At 59.8% G+C, this 19,212-nt stretch carries 22 protein-coding genes and 2 pseudogenes; 16 read left to right on the top strand and 8 right to left on the bottom strand.

The annotated features are described in order from the left end of the window. Window positions 1-460: 460 nt before the first annotated feature. Window positions 461-1,041: pseudogene (locus tag P0D73_RS35450) on the bottom strand (HoxN/HupN/NixA family nickel/cobalt transporter); the annotation flags it as partial. A 282-nt stretch (window positions 1,042-1,323) separates the two neighbouring features. Between P0D73_RS35450 and P0D73_RS35455 the strand changes: the two are divergent. The 10 genes from P0D73_RS35455 to P0D73_RS35500 all read left to right on the top strand — a co-directional run bounded on the left by P0D73_RS35455 (window position 1,324) and on the right by P0D73_RS35500 (window position 9,485). After that, on the top strand, window positions 1,324-1,977 hold the full coding sequence (locus P0D73_RS35455; RefSeq protein ID WP_408294177.1) for a protein-L-isoaspartate(D-aspartate) O-methyltransferase: 654 nt from the start codon (window positions 1,324-1,326) through the stop codon (window positions 1,975-1,977). Window positions 1,978-2,313: 336 nt separating this feature from the next. After that, window positions 2,314-2,772, top strand: a complete 459-nt coding sequence (locus tag P0D73_RS35460) for a helix-turn-helix domain-containing protein (protein ID WP_408319169.1) — start codon at window positions 2,314-2,316, stop codon at window positions 2,770-2,772. Between the two features lie 194 nt (window positions 2,773-2,966). Continuing rightward, window positions 2,967-3,473, top strand: a complete 507-nt coding sequence (locus tag P0D73_RS35465) for an SUF system Fe-S cluster assembly regulator (protein ID WP_408319171.1) — start codon at window positions 2,967-2,969, stop codon at window positions 3,471-3,473. Then, window positions 3,470-4,918 carry a Fe-S cluster assembly protein SufB gene (gene sufB / locus P0D73_RS35470; protein WP_408319105.1) on the top strand — a complete coding sequence of 483 codons (1,449 nt, stop codon included), beginning with the start codon at window positions 3,470-3,472 and terminating at the stop codon, window positions 4,916-4,918. Before P0D73_RS35465 ends, sufB begins: the two co-directional genes overlap by 4 nt. 43 nt (window positions 4,919-4,961) lie before the next feature. Further along, window positions 4,962-5,753, top strand: coding sequence for a Fe-S cluster assembly ATPase SufC (gene sufC / locus P0D73_RS35475; RefSeq protein ID WP_408294184.1), 792 nt, complete (start codon window positions 4,962-4,964; stop codon window positions 5,751-5,753). Next, on the top strand, window positions 5,750-7,084 hold the full coding sequence (sufD, locus tag P0D73_RS35480) for a Fe-S cluster assembly protein SufD (RefSeq protein WP_408319106.1): 1,335 nt from the start codon (window positions 5,750-5,752) through the stop codon (window positions 7,082-7,084). The genes sufC and sufD overlap by 4 nt, the downstream gene beginning before the upstream one ends. Further along, window positions 7,081-8,334 carry a SufS family cysteine desulfurase gene (locus P0D73_RS35485; protein ID WP_408294190.1) on the top strand — a complete coding sequence of 418 codons (1,254 nt, stop codon included), beginning with the start codon at window positions 7,081-7,083 and terminating at the stop codon, window positions 8,332-8,334. Before sufD ends, P0D73_RS35485 begins: the two co-directional genes overlap by 4 nt. Further along, entirely contained in the window at window positions 8,331-8,786 is a 456-nt protein-coding gene (sufU, locus tag P0D73_RS35490; RefSeq protein WP_408294193.1) for a Fe-S cluster assembly sulfur transfer protein SufU, read from the top strand. Before P0D73_RS35485 ends, sufU begins: the two co-directional genes overlap by 4 nt. An 8-nt stretch (window positions 8,787-8,794) precedes the next feature. Continuing rightward, on the top strand, window positions 8,795-9,163 hold the full coding sequence (locus P0D73_RS35495; RefSeq protein WP_408294196.1) for an SUF system Fe-S cluster assembly protein: 369 nt from the start codon (window positions 8,795-8,797) through the stop codon (window positions 9,161-9,163). Window position 9,164: 1 nt separating this feature from the next. Then, window positions 9,165-9,485, top strand: a complete 321-nt coding sequence (locus P0D73_RS35500; protein WP_408182701.1) for a Rieske (2Fe-2S) protein — start codon at window positions 9,165-9,167, stop codon at window positions 9,483-9,485. Window positions 9,486-10,604: 1,119 nt separating this feature from the next. On the opposite strand, the gene P0D73_RS35505 is transcribed toward P0D73_RS35500, so the two are convergent. Continuing rightward, complete coding sequence (locus P0D73_RS35505; protein ID WP_408434954.1) at window positions 10,605-10,934, bottom strand: hypothetical protein; 330 nt, start codon at window positions 10,932-10,934, stop codon at window positions 10,605-10,607. Between P0D73_RS35505 and tnpA the strand changes: the two genes are divergently transcribed. The 5 genes from tnpA to P0D73_RS35530 all read left to right on the top strand — a co-directional run bounded on the left by tnpA (window position 10,924) and on the right by P0D73_RS35530 (window position 14,506). Continuing rightward, a complete protein-coding gene (tnpA, locus tag P0D73_RS35510; RefSeq protein ID WP_408434956.1) occupies window positions 10,924-11,358 on the top strand; it encodes an IS66-like element accessory protein TnpA in 435 nt (144 codons plus the stop codon). The genes P0D73_RS35505 and tnpA overlap by 11 nt on opposite strands. Next, window positions 11,355-11,699 (top strand): IS66 family insertion sequence element accessory protein TnpB, encoded by a 345-nt coding sequence (gene tnpB / locus P0D73_RS35515; RefSeq protein WP_408295877.1) that lies wholly within the window; start codon window positions 11,355-11,357, stop codon window positions 11,697-11,699. The genes tnpA and tnpB overlap by 4 nt, the downstream gene beginning before the upstream one ends. A gap of 30 nt (window positions 11,700-11,729) precedes the next feature. Beyond that, window positions 11,730-13,298, top strand: coding sequence for an IS66 family transposase (gene tnpC, locus P0D73_RS35520; protein ID WP_408295879.1), 1,569 nt, complete (start codon window positions 11,730-11,732; stop codon window positions 13,296-13,298). 196 nt (window positions 13,299-13,494) lie between these two features. Then, window positions 13,495-14,016 carry a sensor histidine kinase gene (locus P0D73_RS35525; RefSeq protein WP_408434958.1) on the top strand — a complete coding sequence of 174 codons (522 nt, stop codon included), beginning with the start codon at window positions 13,495-13,497 and terminating at the stop codon, window positions 14,014-14,016. A gap of 106 nt (window positions 14,017-14,122) precedes the next feature. Further along, window positions 14,123-14,506 (top strand): response regulator, encoded by a 384-nt coding sequence (locus tag P0D73_RS35530; protein ID WP_408182697.1) that lies wholly within the window; start codon window positions 14,123-14,125, stop codon window positions 14,504-14,506. 113 nt (window positions 14,507-14,619) lie between these two features. On the opposite strand, the gene P0D73_RS35535 is transcribed toward P0D73_RS35530, so the two are convergent. Next, complete coding sequence (locus P0D73_RS35535; RefSeq protein WP_408182695.1) at window positions 14,620-14,805, bottom strand: hypothetical protein; 186 nt, start codon at window positions 14,803-14,805, stop codon at window positions 14,620-14,622. Window positions 14,806-15,065: 260 nt separating this feature from the next. Here P0D73_RS35535 and P0D73_RS47025 point away from each other — a divergent pair, with 260 nt between their 5' ends. Next, window positions 15,066-15,251 carry a hypothetical protein gene (locus P0D73_RS47025; RefSeq protein WP_459252578.1) on the top strand — a complete coding sequence of 62 codons (186 nt, stop codon included), beginning with the start codon at window positions 15,066-15,068 and terminating at the stop codon, window positions 15,249-15,251. 225 nt (window positions 15,252-15,476) lie between these two features. On the opposite strand, the gene P0D73_RS35545 is transcribed toward P0D73_RS47025, so the two are convergent. The 5 genes and pseudogenes from P0D73_RS35545 to P0D73_RS35565 form a co-directional block, all read right to left on the bottom strand. Next, window positions 15,477-16,199: an IS6 family transposase gene (locus tag P0D73_RS35545; RefSeq protein ID WP_408434960.1), complete on the bottom strand. Its 723-nt coding sequence runs from the start codon at window positions 16,197-16,199 to the stop codon at window positions 15,477-15,479. A 692-nt stretch (window positions 16,200-16,891) separates the two neighbouring features. Then, window positions 16,892-17,139: pseudogene (locus P0D73_RS35550) on the bottom strand (transposase); the annotation flags it as partial. Window positions 17,140-17,693: 554 nt separating this feature from the next. Continuing rightward, on the bottom strand, window positions 17,694-18,170 hold the full coding sequence (locus P0D73_RS35555; RefSeq protein ID WP_408294469.1) for a hypothetical protein: 477 nt from the start codon (window positions 18,168-18,170) through the stop codon (window positions 17,694-17,696). A gap of 37 nt (window positions 18,171-18,207) precedes the next feature. Next, complete coding sequence (locus P0D73_RS35560) at window positions 18,208-18,582, bottom strand: DUF3564 domain-containing protein (protein WP_408319119.1); 375 nt, start codon at window positions 18,580-18,582, stop codon at window positions 18,208-18,210. Between the two features lie 68 nt (window positions 18,583-18,650). Further along, window positions 18,651-18,986 (bottom strand): c-type cytochrome, encoded by a 336-nt coding sequence (locus P0D73_RS35565; protein WP_408294475.1) that lies wholly within the window; start codon window positions 18,984-18,986, stop codon window positions 18,651-18,653. Window positions 18,987-19,212 lie beyond the last annotated feature (226 nt).

A 19,212-nucleotide genomic window follows, 5' to 3' on the forward strand; every position in this document is an offset into this window, starting at 1 on the left:
CTGGGAGGAAAGCCGGCGAGCGCGTCGTAGCCGTGTCGCCCTCAAGGCCCGCAGTGCCAGCGCCGGTGGCTATTGGCACTGCTGCTTGGATGTCTCATGACGGAGCCGCAGCGGCCATTCGGCGCGGCAGCCCGACCGGCCGCCTCGGGTCGACCTGAGCCGGACGCCGAACGACCTCCGGTGGATCGATTATCCATTCAGCATCGGACCGGGTTCGGCCATGAAGCGACGATCATCCGGGGCTACCGAATGACCGATCTTGGCGCCATTGCGGCCGCTTTGAGCGGCTGATAATGAAACGGACGAGTGCGATGTCTCCGGCACGGCGTATTCACCGCACATAATTCCCGTGCCGATCGAACGCGCGACATCATCATGGCGACGCGTCCGATCGGCACGCGATCATCCGCATGTCTGAGCCGAACCCATTGCGCGCCCGGACAGTTGAGCCGATCTCCGATCAGCCCAGGTTGACGGGCATGTCGTCGTAACGCTTGAGCTTGTAGAACAGCACCGACACCAGCCAGCTGACGACAAAAAGGCCGATCACCGCGTAGCCGAGCAGGCCGAAATTGTCCGACGCCGCGCCGATCAGACCCCAGAAACCGCGCTTGAGGTCGAGCTTGTCCGCGATGAGCGCCAGCGCCTCGATGCCGCCGATCAGCATCGCCACCACTAGGGAAGCGAACGTGATCGTGATGTTGTAGTACAGCATGCGGACCGGCTTCATGAACGCCCAGCGTAAGCGCCTAGCATCAGCACGCCGTCGGCGGTATCGACGAGGCACATGCCAGCCGTGAACAGCGCGGGGAAGATCAGGATGGTCGCGAAAGACATGCCCTCAGCAGCCTGAGGGGCGGAAATACCGAACAGCACCACTTCCGTCGCCGTATCGAAGTCCAGGCCGAACAGAAAGCCGATCGGGTGCATGTGCCAGCTGCGCGAGACCAGGTGGAATAGCGGACGGAAAATGCGCGACAGGAAACCGCGCTTGTTGAGCAGCATATCGAGGTCTTCCTCGACGAGACGTTCGTCACGCCGTCGCTGGACGATCCGGTCACCGATACGTAGTGAAGTCAGCGCGCCAGGAGTGCACAATTTCCGTATGGGTATCGCTTTGCGAAGAAGCGGCGCTGCGGCTGCCTGCATCGGCGACCGCCGCGGTCGGTGGCGTGAGAATCCCGTGTGCGGTATGTGCGTTGCCGAATGCAGGATGTCGCGACGCCGGGTGCGTGCGGCCGCCGGCGCGCCCCGTCTGGATCTCTCGGTGAAGGTATGCGGAGCCTGCCGTAAAACCTGCACGACCATCGGAGGAGAGCAGCAATGATCGATTTCAGTGAAGCCCGGGAATGGATGGTTGTATGGCAAATCGCGGCCCGCGGCATCTGCGATTCCAACGTGCTATCCGCGATGCGTCATGTGCCGCGCGAGGAATTCGTAGCGGAGCACCTCCGTGAAAGCGCGTACGACGATAGTCCGTTGCCCATCGCGAGTCACCAAACGATCTCGCAGCCCAGCATCGTCGCGCAAATGATCGAGGCGGCCGAACTGGGTCCCCACGACCGGGTTCTCGACATCGGCACGGGCTCGGGGTACGCCGCCGCAATTGCGGCCGCAATCGTGGCGCATGTTGATTCCGTTGAACGCGATCCGGTGCTCGCCAGCACCGCTCGCAAGACGCTGGCGCGGTTGGGCATTTCAAACGTGACCGTTCATCTCGGAGACGGCACTGTCGGCTTGGGCGCCTATGCGCCGTACGATGCAATTATCGCGGGAGCCGGCGGTCCGCGTATCCCGCGGGCGTGGCGTTTGCAACTCTCGGTCGGTGGCCGGATCGTCATGCCGGTGGGACGCGAGCCTTATCATCAGCGATTGATCAAACTGGTCCGCTACAGCGAACACGATTATCACGAGCGCTCGCTCGGCGAAGTGAGCTTCGTACCGCTAGTCGGCGAAGACGGCTGGCCTGATCATTAAGTGTTCGGCCGCCCGGTTCCAATCTGGTGCTGGCCCGGCCCGAGCACTTACCGGCATCAGATGACGCCGTGCAGGCCGTACAGGGCACCGCACGATATATAGAGCCGCGACCATCGGATTGGAGTAAAGCCAAAGCGTGATTAGCGGCTATGTGTCGCTCGACGGATCTGCATTGATATCGTTTTCTAGCTTGCGGCGCCCAATAGGCCAATACCTTTAGTAGCAACCTGACAAGACAGGTTCGGGCACCGCCACCACGACCTCCGCGCGGCGCTCTGTCGTCCACTAAAACCACGGGATCGTCACCATTGATCTGGCTACCTTCTAAACACGCCGCTGGTCAGCAACGGGTACACGTGCACCGAAGTGGGCCACTTGTTGGGTCAGGCCGCCACGAGAGTTCAGCGATGGGTCCGACGCTTCGAGCAGGGCGGTTTCGACGGATTGCCAGAAGGCGAACGGCCCGGACGTCCGCGTGCGTTGGACGAATCGCAATGGCATCGCATTGAGGCGGATCTGCGCAGGACACCGCGCGACTTCGAATTTGAAGCGGGCCTGTGGGATGGACCAGTCCTGTCCGAACATTTGCGCAAGCGCTACGGGATCAAGCTGGGCGTTCGGCAGTGCCAGAGACCGTTCAGACAGATGGGTTTTCGGCTGCGCAAGCCGCTCCCGCAGGTTGCGGAGTCTGATCGTGTGAGCGTTGCGGGTGAGCTTGTCGGATGTCTGTATGAGGGCTCTGCCATGGACGCCCCCGGTTTGCCAGGCTCGTTTGGGCTTTTGATATTTTTATAGCCCTGACAATGTGTTGCAGACAGGTCTAGAATGAAATCAAGGTACGTGTCGTGTATCGAAATGTTTCCCGGGACACGGGAAGCGGTTGGCGACGCGGCCAGGCCCCACGCAGGATGGTTTCACTGCAACCGAGCCGATTCCATTTCGGTCTAATCAGTACTAAACAGGTCCTGATTAAAACGGGAGATATTCGGATGTTGCGCATGAGCAAACTTGCCGACTACGGCACAGTGATCATGACCGCGATGGCGCGCGATCCGGATGCAGTCCACAGCGCAAGCAGCATTGCGGCGGCGACCGGAGTCGCGATACCTACGGTGTCAAAGGTGCTGAAAATCCTGACGCGGGGCGATATGGTGGAGTCGCTGCGCGGCACGAAAGGTGGTTACCTGCTGCCGCGGCCGCCCGAGCGGATCACGCTGGCGGAGGTGATCGCCGCGGTCGACGGGCCGATCGGGGTGACCGAATGCAGCACGTTGCCTGGCTTGTGCGTCCAGGAGGCGGCGTGCGCGGTGCGGGCCAACTGGCAGAAGGTCAATCGCGTGATCTGCGAGGCGTTACAGCAGGTCACGCTGGCGGACATGGCAGGTCCGACCTTGCGCGCGGTTGATATCAGCGCGATCCGGGCGCGCAGCATTCCCAGCCGCCGCGCGGGTGCGACGCAACTGTCGCGCAAAACGACCGACGGAGGCCATGCATGAGCGCATCTACAACCGGTTTCGACGAACTGATCAGTCGCGAGTACCCGCATGGTTTCGTGACCGACCTGGCGGCCGACGCGTTGCCGAGCGGGTTAAGCGAGGACGTGATCCGGCTCATTTCCGCAAAGAAAGACGAGCCGGCATTCATGCTCGAATGGCGTCTCGTGGCCTATCGGCACTGGCTCACGATGACCGAGCCACGTTGGGCGACAATCCGGCATCCGCCGATCGACTACCAGGGCATCGTCTATTATTCCGCGCCGACGGCACAGAAAAATCGTCCGAAGAGTCTCGATGAAGTCGATCCGGAACTGTTGCGTACTTATGAAAAGCTGGGTGTACCGCTGGAAGAACGCGAACTCCTGGCAGGCGTCGCGGTGGATGCGGTGTTCGACAGCGTCTCGGTAGCCACGACGTTCCGCGAAAAGCTCGCGGAACTCGGCATTGTGTTCTGTTCGTTCTCGGACGCCGTGCAGCATCATGCCGAACTGGTGCAGAAGTATCTGGGCTCCGTGGTGCCGCACACCGACAATTTCTTCGCCGCGCTGAATTCCGCCGTGTTCAGCGACGGCTCGTTCTGCTATATCCCGCCGGGCGTGCGATGCCCGATGGAGCTATCGACGTACTTCCGCATCAACGCGCAGAACACCGGGCAGTTCGAGCGTACGCTGATCGTCGCGGACAGAGGCGCGTATGTGAGCTATCTGGAAGGCTGCACCGCACCGATGCGCGACGAAAATCAACTGCATGCCGCGGTGGTCGAGCTGATTGCACTGGAAGGGGCCCAGATCCGCTATTCGACGGTGCAGAACTGGTATCCGGGCGATGCGTCAGGCAAGGGCGGCATCTACAACTTCGTGACCAAGCGTGGCGATTGCCGCGAGGCGAATTCGAAGATTTCGTGGACTCAGGTGGAAACCGGTTCGGCGATCACGTGGAAGTACCCGAGCGTGATCCTGCAGGGCGATAACTCGGTCGGTGAATTCTATTCGGTGGCGCTGACCAACCACTATCAACAGGCCGATACCGGGACGAAGATGGTTCACCTCGGCCGCAATACGCGTAGCACGATTCTGTCGAAAGGCATTTCAGCGGGTTGCGGAAAGAATGCGTATCGCGGCCTCGTGAAGGTCGGCCGTGCGGCCGAGGGTGCGCGCAATTACACACAGTGCGATTCGCTGTTGCTCGGCGACCGTTGCAGCGCACACACGTTCCCCTATATCGAGGTCAAGAACCCGACCGCGAAGGTCGAGCACGAAGCGTCGACATCACGCATCGGCGAAGACCAGTTGTTCTATTGCCGGCAGCGCGGGCTGTCTGCGGAGGATGCGGTGTCGATGATTGTGAACGGTTTCTGCAAGGAAGTCTTCAAGGAGCTGCCGATGGAGTTCGCCGTCGAGGCGCAGAAGCTGCTCGGCGTCAGCCTGGAAGGCAGTGTGGGCTAACCGTTAGCACCTGGCCCACGGCGATTCGCGAGGGATTCGAACCATGCTTGAAATCAGCAATCTGCAAGTCGAAGTCGACGGCAAGAAAATTCTGCGCGGCATCGATCTGAGCGTGAAGGCCGGCGAGGTGCACGCGATCATGGGCCCGAATGGTTCGGGCAAGAGCACGCTTGCCCACGTACTGGCTGGGCGTGAGGACGTTGTCGTCACCGGCGGCACGGTCTCGTATCTCGGCCGCGATCTGCTGGTGCTCGCGCCCGAAGAGCGCGCGCACGCAGGCCTGTTTCTCGCGTTTCAGTATCCCGTTGAGATACCCGGTGTGAGCAACGTTTATCTGCTGAAGGCGGCGTTGAACGCGCAGCGCCGGCATCGTGGCGAGCCGGAACTCGACGCGATGGAATTTCTGCAACTGGTCAAGGAAAAAATGACGTTGATGCAGATGGACGAGACCCTGCTGTACCGAGCAGTCAACGAAGGTTTTTCCGGCGGAGAAAAGAAGCGCAACGAGATCCTGCAGATGGCGGTGCTGGAGCCCCGGCTCGCCATTCTCGACGAAACGGATTCCGGACTCGATATCGATGCGCTGCAGATCGTCGCGCAGGGCGTCAACAGCATGCGCAGCCCCGAACGGGCGATTGTGCTGGTCACGCACTATCAGCGCTTGCTGGATTACGTCGTGCCGGATCGCGTACATGTGCTGGCGAACGGCCGGATCGTAAAGTCAGGGCCGCGTGAACTGGCCCTGGAGCTGGAACGCAAGGGCTATGGCTGGATCGAGGATGAGGCCGTGCAATCAGCCGGTGCAGCCAGTGCAGTGAGTGCGGGACATCCATGAAAAACGAATCTCTCGACCATTTCCATCAGGCTTTTGAACGACTCGCGAAGACGTTGCCCGGCGCCGAGTTGCCGTGGCTGCGTGCCGCGCGCCGAAGCGCCTTCGAACAGTTCGACACGCTGGGCCTTCCGACCACGCGGCACGAGGACTGGAAGTACACGAACGTGTCGGCGATTGGCAAGCGTCCTTGGCATTTCGCGCCGCAACGCACCGGCCGCACCGATGATAGCGACGTGCGACGCATCGTCGATGGACTCGTGCTGGACCCGGCTGGCCATCGACTGGTATTCGTTAACGGTCACCATGTGCCGCGGCTGTCGAAACTGATTGGTTTGCCGCATGATGTGTTTGTCGGCTCGCTCACGCGGGCGTTGAGAGAAATACCGCAACGACTGCAGGCTGCGATCGCTTCGCAGACGTATGCCGACGGCTTTACCGCGCTCAACACGGCGTTTATGAGGGATGGATTTGCCGTCGTGCTACCGCCTGGCGAGGTCATCGATCAACCGCTGCACATGCTGTTCCTGACCGACGAAGAGGGACTTGCGGTGCAGCCGTTCAATGTCGTGCTTGCGGGAGCACGCTCAGGCTGCGTGATCGTCGAGCACTTTGTAGGGTTTGGCGATGACGAGTACTGGACCAATGCGGTTACCCGCATCGTCGCAGGCGAACAGGCAGATGTGCAGCACTACCGGTTGCAGCAGGAAGGCACGAAGGCGTTTCATATCGCGTCGGTCGCTGCTGCGCAGCAACGCGCCAGCTGTTTTACCTCGCATGCGTTCGCGTTCGGCGGCGCGTTGTCGCGCACGGGCATTGACACGGGCCTGAACGCCGCGAACGCGCAAGCCACATTGAACGGTCTCTATTTCGTTGGTGGCCGGCAGCACGTCGATCACCACACGCGCATCGATCACGGAGGGCCACATGGCTCGAGTCGCGAATACTACCGTGGCGTGCTCGACGGCGCCGCGCGCGGCGTGTTCAACGGGCGCGTCATCGTGCATCGCGATGCGCAGCAAACGGACACGCATCAGGCGAATTACAACCTGCTGCTGTCGCGCGACGCGGAAATCGACACGAAGCCACAACTCGAGATCTACGCCGACGATGTGAAATGCACACACGGCGCGACGGTCGGTCAACTGGACGAGAACCAGTTGTTCTATCTGCGTGCGCGCGGCGTCGAGGAACGCATGGCGCGAGCGCTCCTGACCTACGCATTTGCACGCGACATTGTCGAACGTGTGCGCATCGAATCGCTCCGCGGTCGGCTTGAAAATCTGCTGCTCGCGCGCACTCCGGAAGGCGAGCGCATCAGGGAGTTGCTATGAAGCCGATTGGACAGATGCAGGCGCCAGATCCGCGCAATGTCGAGCACTGGCGGGCCGATTTTCCGATTCTGGGCGAGCGTGTACATGGCCGGCCATTGGTCTATCTCGACAATGGCGCGACTACGCAAAAGCCGGCCTCGGTCATCTACGCGGAAAACGCTTACTACCGGCATAGCAACGCCAACGTGCACCGCGGCGTGCATCTGCTGTCGCAGCGCGCGACCGAAGCGTTCGAAGCAGCACGCGCGAAGATCGCACGCTTCATCAACGCGCAGCGTCCGGACGAGATCGTGTTCGTACGTGGCACGACCGAAGCGATCAATCTCGTCGCCCAGAGCTTTGCGCGCCCGCAGCTCAAGCCTGGCGACGAAATCCTGATCAGTGCGATGGAGCACCATTCGAATATCGTGCCGTGGCAGATGGTCTGCGAGCAAACTGGGGCGGTGCTGAAAGTCGTGCCGATTGACGATACGGGCGCACTTGATGCCGGCGCGTACGAGCGCTTGTTGAACGACCATACGCGGCTGGTCGCGATTACGCATCTGGCTAACGCGCTCGGCAGCATCAATCCGGTAGAGCTGATCGTTGCAGCGGCGCACGCGAAGGGCGCGCCGGTGCTGCTGGATGGCGCACAGGCGATCTCGCATCTGCCGGTCGACGTCCGCGCGCTCGATTGTGATTTCTACGCGTTTTCGGGGCATAAGGTGTACGGGCCGACAGGCATCGGCGTGCTGTATGCCAAGGCCGCACTGCTTGAAGCGATGCCGCCGTGGCAGGGCGGCGGCGACATGATCCGTTCGGTGACGTTCGAGAAAACGGAATACAACGCGATTCCGTGGAAGTTCGAGGCAGGCACGCCGAACATTGCCGGCGCGATTGCGCTGGGCGCGGCGCTTGACTATGTTGACAGCATCGGCATGGAAGTGATCGCCGCGCACGAGGCCGGCCTGCTCGCTTATGCAACGGACGCATTGCAGGCGATACCGGGCTTGCGTCTCATCGGTACCGCACGCGACAAGGCGAGCATCCTGTCATTCGTGCTCGACGACGTGCATGCGCATGATGTCGGCACAATTCTCGATCATCACGGCGTCGCGGTGCGTGCGGGTCACCACTGCGCGATGCCGGTGATGCAGCGGTTCGGCGTACCGGCGACAGTGCGCGCGTCGCTTGCCCTCTACAGCACGCGCGAAGATATCGACGCCCTGATCGAAGGGCTTGGCAGGGTCAAGGAGATATTCGGTTCATGAGCGATCTGCGCGATCTGTATCAGGAAGTCATCTTCGACCACTACCGGCGGCCGCGTAACTGTCATGGGCTGGCCGACGCCAATCACAAGGCCGAGGGTTATAACCCGTTGTGCGGCGACCGCATCACGCTGTATCTGCGAATCGAGGATGGCCTCGTCAAGGAGGCGAGTTTCGAAGGCGCGGGCTGTGCGATTGCGACGGCGTCCGCGTCGCTGATGACCGAGGCGCTGAAGGGCAAAACGGAAGCAGAGGCCGAAGCGCTGTTTGGACGCTTTCACGACATGGTGACAACGCCGGCTGCGGGGCAGGCGGCAGTCGCGCCGGAGTTGGGCAAGCTGACGGTGCTGTCCGGTGTACGCGAATTTCCCGAGCGCGTAAAGTGTGCGACGCTTGCATGGCACACGCTGCATGCGGCGCTGCACGACGAGGACCGCCCCGTTTCGACAGAGTGAGGCAGACGATGAGTACATTCGACTGGCTGAAGCGCGCCGAGGCCGCACAACCTGGCAGTGGGGCAACAACAGAACGTCTTGAAGAACGCGTGATCGACGCGCTGCGCACCGTGTTCGACCCGGAGATTCCGGTCAACATCTACGACCTGGGGCTTGTCTACGGTCTCGACGTGGACGAAGCCGAAGGCCGTGTCGAGGTCCGCATGACTTTGACCGCACCCGGCTGCCCGGTCGCACAGACCTTTCCGGCGACGGTGGAGGATGCGGTGTTCTCGGTGAGCGGTGTGAACGACGTGCACGTCGAGCTGGTGTGGGATCCGCCGTGGTCGAGAGAGCGAATGTCGGACGCGGCACGCCTGCAATTGGGGATGCTTTGATATGTCTGACTGGGTCGATGTCGCCGCGATTGAGGATTTCCCGGTCGGCGGTGTTCGCAGCGTCGAGGTCGATGGCGCGCAGGTTGCCGTGTTCAATGTCGACGGCACTTGCTATGCAATCGAGGATATCTGCCCGCACGACGGCGGCATCCTGACAGGCGGTCTGGTGGAAGGCGACGTGGTTATCTGTCCGCGCCACGGTGCGCGGTTTTGCATCAGGACGGGGAAGGTGTTGGCGCCGCCGGCTTATGAGGATGTGGTTGTGTTTCCGGTGCGGATCGAGGCGGGCATCGTTCAGGTGCGTGACGTGCGGTGGGATTGAGGGGCTCTGATGTGATGGACGACTCCTGTTGATGTTCGCTAATTCTGCTAGCCATGTTCACAGCATTTGCTAGCGAAGGAAGCGCTGCGGCCCGCGCCCAGTAAGGCTGGCAGGCCAGAGTGCCGTCACTGCCAAACGATGTGTTTCATCAACGGGCGAACAGCTGGATGTCCATCAATTTTGCTAGCGCGTTCAAGTTGTGCATTAATTCGGCTAATGCGGCTGCCGGGCGACGCAGCATGCGTTAGGCTAAAACACCAGTATGCGTAGATACCGAAAGCCATTGTCGCGATCATCGGACGACGACCCGTCTCGGTGCACGGATGAAAAACGTCGTACTGGAGGGCACTTTTGTGAGTACTTGGCGGGCTTCCGCAGTTCTTGAGCGGATGCCCGCTATACCGTTATCGCACTGCACGCAACCCAACGTGGAACTGGTCAATGTGTTCACCGCAGTCTAGAGTTTCCCTGCGAATAGCGGCATGAGACATCAACAAATAAAGCCATCAGTTGGATGAGACTCTTTTTGCGCGAGACGCCCGCAAGAGTGCAGGTCTTCGTACGGATACGTCACAGGGGAATGAAGCACCATGCGCCACGGAGACCCGTATACGGAAACTTGCGAAGCATCGGGGCTTTCGCCGACTTGGTTCTGACTACCCGTGGCGTTCTATCCACGCGTGCGCCCACGCAAGTCCAGCGACCTGGGCATCCTCGTCGGTCTTAAAGCTTCCAAGAACACCTGAGGCTTCGACGAATTTTGAGCCTTTTGTGATTGTCCCGTTGCCGGCATATCGCGCCGGCCGCAAGATATTTCCATGCTCGCGGATGGCGTGCCCCCAGATGGCGTACCCTTTGTAGACTTCAGCTTCCATGCGCGCCTTAGATCAATAGTGGGGTGTCCCGTCAAAAATCTGTGGCACCGACATGTCTGTGCCGGCTTTCTGCGGCAGACGCATCTGGTATGTGTGCCTGCATTCCAGTTTCTTCGCTTGATACGCAGGTCAGCTATTCCCGCTCGGGTTGCAATTTCCCGGATTTCCTGTCGAGTGGACCATCTGCGGACAGGACAATGACTGCGGTCCTCTCCGCACATGAGAGGCGCCTGGCGTTTTAAGCCTAGGCTACCGGCTTGCGGGCTTTGTCGATGACGTCCACAGTCTCCTTCACCGCAGCCTTGGTCTGCTCGTGCAATGCGCTACCTGCGTCCCACATTGCCCCAAATCCCTTCGACCAGAAAGCGAAAATCGCTTCGTTTCCCGCCGCCTGAAGCGCTGCCTGGACAATGCCGTCGCCGACGCGGTCACGGAATTCAGCTATCAGCGCGATTTCGCCGTCGCGGACAGGCAAGCCGTCCAGATGCATGAGCGACTGGGTTTTTTCGGTAAGCGGCTCGCGCCGGCCGTTGTGGACGGTGACTGAGATAGACACCAAAGTGATGCCCATCATTTCCGAACTGATGGGCATCACTTTGTCACAGTCTGAAGAGAAGAAGCCGGGTACCCGGATGGGCCGCCCGAATTACGCCCGGGAGCTTCGTGAGCGACTGGCGGCAGCGGCTTGCGAGCCCGGCGTATCAGTCGCGAAACTGGCGCGCGAGAACGGCATCAATGCGAACATGCTGTTCACCTGGCGGCGGCGATATCTGGCCGAGCAGCAAGCTCAGTCTGCTGGGCTCATCCCGGTCGTGCTGGTAAGCGACACGCCAGCGGAGGTCGCTGCATCATCTCTGGTAGAAGCTCGAGCGCAGGACACGAAGCCTGTAGCAACTGCCGGCACGATCGAGATCCGGATCGGTCGCGCGGTAGTCAAGGTGGACGGCCTGGTCGATGGCGATATCTTGCGGATCGTGCTGGGGAGTCTGCGGTCATGATTTCCCTCCCGGCAGGTACGCGAATCTGGATCGCTGCGGGCGTCACCGATATGCGCGCGGGGTTTCAGGGGCTAGCCGCAAAGGTGCAAACAGCGCTCGAAGAGAATCCGTTGGGCGGCAACGTCTACATCTTCCGGGGCCGTCGCGGCGATCTGGTGAAGATCCTTTGGGCAACCGAGGACGGAATCTGGCTTCTCGCAAAGCGGCTTGAACGAGGCCGCTTTATCTGGCCCCAGGCCGACAGTGGCAAGGTCCATCTGAGCTCTGCACAACTGTCGATGCTTCTTGAGGGCATCGATTGGAGACAGCCCCGTCGCACCGTCGCGTTATCGATGTTGTAAACCGCGCGGTAGACTCGTAAACTAAGGCGCATGTCGAACGGCGCCGATCTTCCTGACGATGTCGAACTCCTGAAGGCCCTGCTGGTCGAGGCCCGTAGCATGCTTGCCGAACGGGATGTCGAGATCGAGCAGCTCAAGGCACAGATCGACAAGCTCAGGCGCATGCAGTTCGGTCGCAAGTCCGAGCAGTTGCAGCGGCAGATCGAGACGCTCGAGACTCAACTCGAGGATCTGGCTGCCGGGCGCGGCGTAGCGGATGTGCAGCGCGCGCAGGCCCACGGTGCAAACGCGTGCGCCTCAAGTGCGGCGACGAGCGTTGCGGCATCAAGACAAGCGCTTCCTGCGCATCTGCCGCGCGAGGATCACGTACTCGAGTACGAGTCGAGTTGCCCGGACTGCGGTCAACCGATGCAGACGCTTGGCGAGGATGTGTCCGAACAACTCGGCCGCGTCGCAGCGGCGTTCAGGGTCATTCGCACGATCCGGCGCAAACTGGTTTGCCCATGCTGCAGCACCATCACACAGCCGCCCATGCCGGGCCTGCCGATCGGGCGGAGCATCGCGCATCCGAGCCTGCTGGCGGACATTCTGGTCGCGAAGTACGCAGACCACCAGCCCTTGTATCGGCAATCGGCGATCGCGGCGCGCGACGGCGTGGCGCTGGACCGGGCCAGCACGGGCCGCTGGGTCGGCCAGTGCGAGGCGTTGTTCGAGCCTCTGATAGAGGCGCTGCGCCGCTATACGACGGCCGCCACAAAGCTGCATGCGGACGACACGCCGATCCCGGTGCTTGCACCGGGCAACAGGAAAACGCGTACCGGCCGGCTGTGGGTCTACGTGCGAGACGATCACCGCTCGGGTTTAATGGAACCGGCCTCAGTCTGGTTCGCTTACTCGCCCAATCGGCAAGGTATCCACCCTCAAACCCATCTCGCCGGCTTCAAGGGGATCCTGCAGGCAGACGCCTACGCGGGGTTCGACGAGTTGTTCTGCGGTGGCCATATACGTGAGGCGGCGTGTCATGCCCACGCCAGGAGAAAGTTCTACGACATTCACGTGCGCACGCCGTCTGACACGACGCAAAAGGCGCTCAACTATATCGGCGAGCTGTACAGCATCGAAGCCACCATACGCGGCAAGCCGGCGGCCGAACGGCGGCGAATACGGCAGGAGAAAGCCAGGCCACTGCTTCAAGCCTATGAAGCGTGGCTCAGGGCGAAGCTCAACACGCTGTCGTCGAAGTCCGATACAGCCAAAGCGATCAACTACTCGCTCAATCAGTGGGCCGCACTGACGTTGTATTGCGAAGACGGTACGCTCGAGATCGACAACAACATCGCCGAAAATGCGCTGCGTTGTGTGAGCCTGGGTCGGAAGAATTTTTTATTTGCTGGCTCCGACAGTGGCGGCGAACGGGCAGCCGCGATGTACTCGCTGATCGGCACTTGCACATTGAATGACATCGATCCGCGTGCCTACCTGGACTATGTGCTAACTCACATCGCTGACCACAAAATCAATCGTATTGACGAACTCCTGCCTTGGCGTGTGACCGACAAGCTGCGCAAGCCAGCAAGTCCACCGGCTCCCGCTACCTGACCGGGCAGGTCCTGATGACCATCATGCCTCACGCGGAAGCGAATGGACGAATGGCCCAGGCGAGCCGCTTACTTTTTTCGCACATGAACTGCGTAATTTTCTTCAAACCGCGACGCTTGCGTTTACCGCAGCCAAGACCGGAAATTTAAACCTGTCCGGGGCTACGGGGTCGGTTTTGGAGCGGAGCCTGAACGGCTTGCGCGATCTTATCGATCACTCGCTGGACGAGGTTCGTACGGAAGCTGGAATTTCCTTGCAATCAAGGATGTTTTCCGTTGCGGACTTCATCGCTGAGGTGAAATATGCCGCTGACCTTGTGGCCCAGACTCGTGGATGCGCACTGACGGTTTCTGCTGTGGATTCGCGGCTTGCCTTCAGCGGGGATCGTGACCAGCTTTATTCGGCGGTCGGAAACCTGCTGCAAAATGCCCTTAAGTTCACTCACCACCACACCGAAGTAACGTTGGACGCCTACGCGCTGTCGGATCGCATCCTGATCGATGTGAAGGATCATTGCGGTGGTCTCCCACCCGGTGATGCGGAAAGGATGTTTCTGTCGTTCACCCAGAACGGCGAGGATAGAACCGGACTGGGGCTAGGTCTTTCAATCGCGAGGCGTAATGTTGAGGCCAACAACGGAATTCTTAGCGTCCGCGATATGCCGGGCACCGGCTGCGTCTTCACCATTACTCTGCCGCGATATGCGTTAACGGCATGATGAGTATGGTTCTGACGGTTCGCCCTATGTGAATCGCGACAAACCGGCGAACTGACCCGTATCCGGGACCTTAAATTGCTCATAAGAAAGCAACCAGGGGAAGCCAATGTCCATCGCTGTGGGCGCACGCCTGCTTATCGCTGACGACGATGCAGATATGTTGGCGGGGTATGCACTGTTTTTTTGTGATCGGGGTTTTGAAATCCGGACCGCCAGGAACGGTGCTGACGCGCTCGCCGAATACTGCATATGGTATCCGGCCGCAGTGTTGCTCGACATCGAAATGCCGCATCTCGACGGCCGCGCGGTGGCGATAGCGATCCGACGTGTTCAGGCGATACCTGCGCCGCTGCTTGTCGCGGTAAGTGGCCTATCGTTGCCATTTGAGCGGGCTGAGTCGATGCGCGCCGGATTTGATCACTATTTCGTGAAGCCGGTTCTGCTGCCGATCATCCTGGCTGCCATCAACCATGGGCTTGCTCCATGCTGAGCAGCGAATCCTGTGTAATTCGTCGAACAAGCCTTAACAAACTGAGCCGTTCAAAGTCACTTTGCCGGGTTTCCCCGGGCTTATTGGTCTACGTACATTCGCCATTCAGGGAACTACTCGAAGAAGCTCTCGCTGATGTAGACCGCGTACAGGATGGGCGAACTTGCATCTGTCGTAGTAACCGGTTCGCTGATTACAGCTATCCCGGGATCAACGCCGGTGAATCTCGCCCAGGCCGCCAGGTCGTCGGGAAGATCGGCTGCCTCTTCTCGCGGCACACGCAATTTGATCGACTTCATCGCCTTCCCTCGCAGATGTAGCGAGCTTATTCTGGCCGATTTTTTGTTGTGAAGTGCACTGTGCTTTGGGGATGCTCAAGTTTCCTGATGACTTGCTGGCCACTGTACCGCGCGAATGACCGACGTCCCCCCGTTCAATGGTCAATTGGAACGATGTTTTGTCAACCGGTTTTCGCACTTCAGATCACCAGAACTCGTCCCGTCCTGACACTCGCGCCCACCCAACTTTCATCCCCTCCCAGAATTGATGAACATCAACAATGGCGACGACTGTCGTCGCGATGGGCGTCACCTCGCCGGGGGGAATCGAATGCGTTTTCTCGTTGATGACGTTGTCGCGCTACGAGCGCGCGATTCTCGCCTGCGATGTGTCGATCTGGTCGAGCAAATCGAGGGCGAGCGCAATGCCCGGCGAGTTGATGCCGAAGTCTTTCGTCACTCGCTAAGCGCGTTCCGAATGCGCCTTCCGACGCCCACAGAATCAGTCGCTCCTCTGAAGTGTGAGTCACCGGCACAATCCGAACAGCTTTGGCTTGCGACGCCTCATTCCTGATGCTGATCCTCGCGGTCAATCTCGCCGGCAGCCCGTCCCCAAATCTCCCGGTCCCGGCCCGGTAGTGTCGCGTTAAAGGAAGGTAAGCTGAGCAAATGACCGCAATGAAGAGGACTGCCTACATCGCAAGAGAATAGAATTGATCGGCATCAGTCGCAGCGACGCCATCATCATGCATCTGCCCTTTACGAATCATGTGCGCAATCTCGATGCCGGACAGGATGATGCGCGCGCAGCGAAAATCCTTGAAGCCCATCATCGGTCTGATGATCCGTTTGATAGCGCGGTGGTCCTGCTCGACGATGTTGTTCAGGTATTTGTTTTGCCGGATTTTGATCGGTGTTGGTCGCCCGGCGTTGAGCGCTTCGAGGGCGGCCAGATTGGCGCCGCTCTTGTCCACCGTGATCGTTTCGGGCTCGCCGTTCTGATCAATCGCTTTCTTTAAGTAGCGATGCGCTGCGGCTTTGTCGCGATGGGCGCGCAGCAGGAAATCGACTGCGCTGCCCGCCTTGTCGACGGCGCGGTATAGAAATTTCCATTGTCCCTTGACCTTGACGTAGGTCTCATCTACGCGCCAGCTCCTGCCCACCGGGCGCTTGCGACGGCGAAATGCCTTTTCAAACAGCGGCACGAGCTTGATCACCCAGCGATGCACCGTGGAATGGTCAACCGCGATACCCCGCTCGGTCATCATTTCCTCGAGCTTGCGCAGGCTCAGCGAATACGCCACGTACCACCGCACACACAGCATGATCACATCCAGCGGATAGTGCACGCGTTTGAGCACCTTACCAATGTCTGCGGGAAGTGTCTTGCGCGCCGTTTTCTTCTTCCTGGCCATCGGATTCGCCGTCAGTATCGAACGGCGAATTTTACCGCAGAGCCTTGTTGCGACACAGCCTTTTGGCTACGTTACTCTCAGGCGGCTCTGATTTAACTTCACCTGCGCCCATCCAATAATAGTTTCACGGACCTGTAAAACAGTCTTCCGTCGCAGTTCGAACCGATTTCGGGAGCATGCCATGAACACCAGCCGCATTACCTTGCGATCTCTTGTTGAAAAATGGCTCGCGCCTACGCATCTCGATGCCAGCGCGAGTAACGCAGATTGGTCGAGTGCTTATCTTTGTAAACTGATTCTGCCGTTAAGATGCGTTGTCCAGATATCCGTTCCCGTTACGATGGCGCCGCCGAGCAGCCAGCGGAGTTAATGAACTTCACGATCGGTCGACACATGCTGACTTGAGGGGACTTTCCCAAACCCAGTCGCAGCGGAAAGCAAAGTCGCCCTGGCAGCAAAACTTATCGCTGTAAGACTTGATCAGTGCGAGCTCGCGAAGCTTGTCTCCCACCTGCACAATACAACACTGTCTTCCTTCGTGACGAGCGCCTCGCTCGCCACCTGCCCATTGATATCCACGTGGAATCCAGCACCTGCGACAAAATGCGCGTCGACGGCGTATCGTAATCACTTATCGTGTCCACATGAGTGACGCAAGCGGAACACGATTTAGTGATCGCCGTCACAAGGTGCGCGGTTTTGTACTTCAACTGGCGGCAAAACTCGAACCACCCTCATCGAGGATGGCCTTTTTAAGTCCCGACTTTGCCCGGACATAGCGACCCGGCGCGTTGGCCGTATGGCTCGCCGACTTGCTCATGTTGCGCACTTGTAAGTCTACGACGGCGATCGTCGCGTGATTCCTGCTGATCGTGTTCGATGTTTTGTGCAGGAAATCGTGACGCGCGTTCGCGACGCTCGCGTGGATGCGCTGGATGCGGCCCCCTGAAGGGGGAGGATTGCCGCGCACTTGTTCAAAAACGCGATTATCGGGTTGGTGACTATTCGCCGCAGGGCATCGCGCAGGATACGAAAATGCTCAGTCCGCATGAGTTCGTGTCCTTAATACTTCTGCAGGGAGACGCCGGATCGGGACGACCTAACCCCGTCGATCTGGATGCACTCTTGGAGTATCAGCTCGTAGCGTTTGAGATGCCGACTTCGGGGTGTAGGTGGCTCAATCTCAGAGATCCGGGATATTTTCTCCTGAGAGCGGCTGCCCGGCGGACCTGAATCTATTCCTGCCATGATCGTTGCCTATTGAACTGAACTACAAGCAGCAGGTCGAGGTTCTTCGCATGAGATTTTCGCGAATCGAAGGTTGCAACGTCATCAGGAGCGGTCCGCAGAGAATGCTTCAGGCGCAGTTCCAGAATGCGACAGTTGCTTTGCTACCGCATCGCTGCCCTGGCTGGCAACACCGCATGTTTTGTACAGTTGCTTACTACGGCGAACGGCGGCGATATGTAAGCGCGCAACTTTGTGTGATGCCGGTCATGGAGCATCGATCAGGCGCTGGCACGTTACAGCGCTTGAAGACTCGGTTGGTACGATCGGCTCCAGACGCAGTGCCCCCCAGCCAAGCGGGGCAAATACATGTCCGCCCGCCAGTTCGACCAGTTCCACGAATTTCTCGAGCGACACGCCCGCGGCGATCCTGATCGGCGCGTTGCTGATGAAATTCTGCGTGCGCAGCCATGGTGCGTCGCCTCGATTGATCTCGTTCACGCTGCGTGCGCGGCCGTCGTATCCGGCGTCGGGCGGCAGCAACGGCCCGTCGAAAGCGACGGTCAGAATCTGTTGCGCGGTGTCTTCGTAGGGCAGGCCCGCATGCCTCTCGAAGGGTGCACGCTCCCACCCGTCGCCCCATTGCTGGTCAAGGGGCAAACGCGTGAAATAAGCCCACGGCGCACGCACGAAACAGAGCCCGTACGCGTGACGGACGCCGTGCAGATCGGTTGTGAGTCCCATGGCGTTGGCTCCTCCAGGTGCCGGTGACGTCTGCACTTCACACGTCGTTGCCGGCGGCAAAGAGACCGTGCTCCGGTTCTATCTGATCGGTGTCGATACATTGGACGTGCCAGTGGCCGGACATTAGGTCGCGGCCGCTTTCCGCGCACCATTGTGCACGTCCGGTTTCGCCCTCGAACGGCCCGTCGGAGTCGTTCAGATCGAGCCCTTCGAGCACGCAAACGGGCGCCGAACCTTCCGACCCGCACACAAGCGTGTTGCCGCAATCCACATGCAGTACGCCCCATTCGGGCAGATCGAGACCGAGGTGTCCTTCGCGCGACCATCGCCGCGTGTCCTTGTCCAGCCACAGGATTGCAAATGCCATCGGATGGACACGATCGAACGTGTCGAGATGAATAGTGAGGCGCATGTGAATCTCCGAAACGAACGCTTACTTTGAATGAAGCCGGATTGCGGGTCGTCCCCGCGAAGGCAATCTCATTGACTCAATACCCATTGCACCAGCGTATGCGCATCCTCCGCCGACAACGGGCCGCCGCGATCGGCTGGCAGCGGCATTGCCATATCGCCCCAATGCGCCTTGCCGCCGAGCCGCAGCTTGTGCTCGAGCATGAACTGCGCATTCGGCACGTTGCGATAGTGCTCGGCGATCTGCTGGAACGACGGCGCGAGGAATGGTGCATCGCGCGTGTGGCAGAACATGCAGTGTTGCTGATCGACAAGCGCGGTCGGCTCCGTTTCGGCGTGCGCAGCAGAGCCAGTCAGCACGAATACTGCACATGTCACCAGACAACTTCGGGATAGGGCGTTCATGGCACGCGCTCCTTTGCAAGGGGAATGAGGTCAGTGTAGAGGCGGTGACTTGCGTGCCGTTGACCTCGGTCAACCAGGACGCAAGCCGTGAATTTGATGTATCGCGCTTAACTCCTATGCTGGCGACAGACGGGTGTCGCACAGAATGGGCGGCCAAGAAAGTGTTGCACGTGCGTGGGCGTGCAGACACGCCGTTCCAGCGTCAGATCCTGCGCAACGAACCTGG

It is taken from the genome of Paraburkholderia sp. RL18-101-BIB-B, assembly GCF_046026985.1.
Classification (GTDB): Bacteria; Pseudomonadota; Gammaproteobacteria; order Burkholderiales; family Burkholderiaceae; genus Paraburkholderia.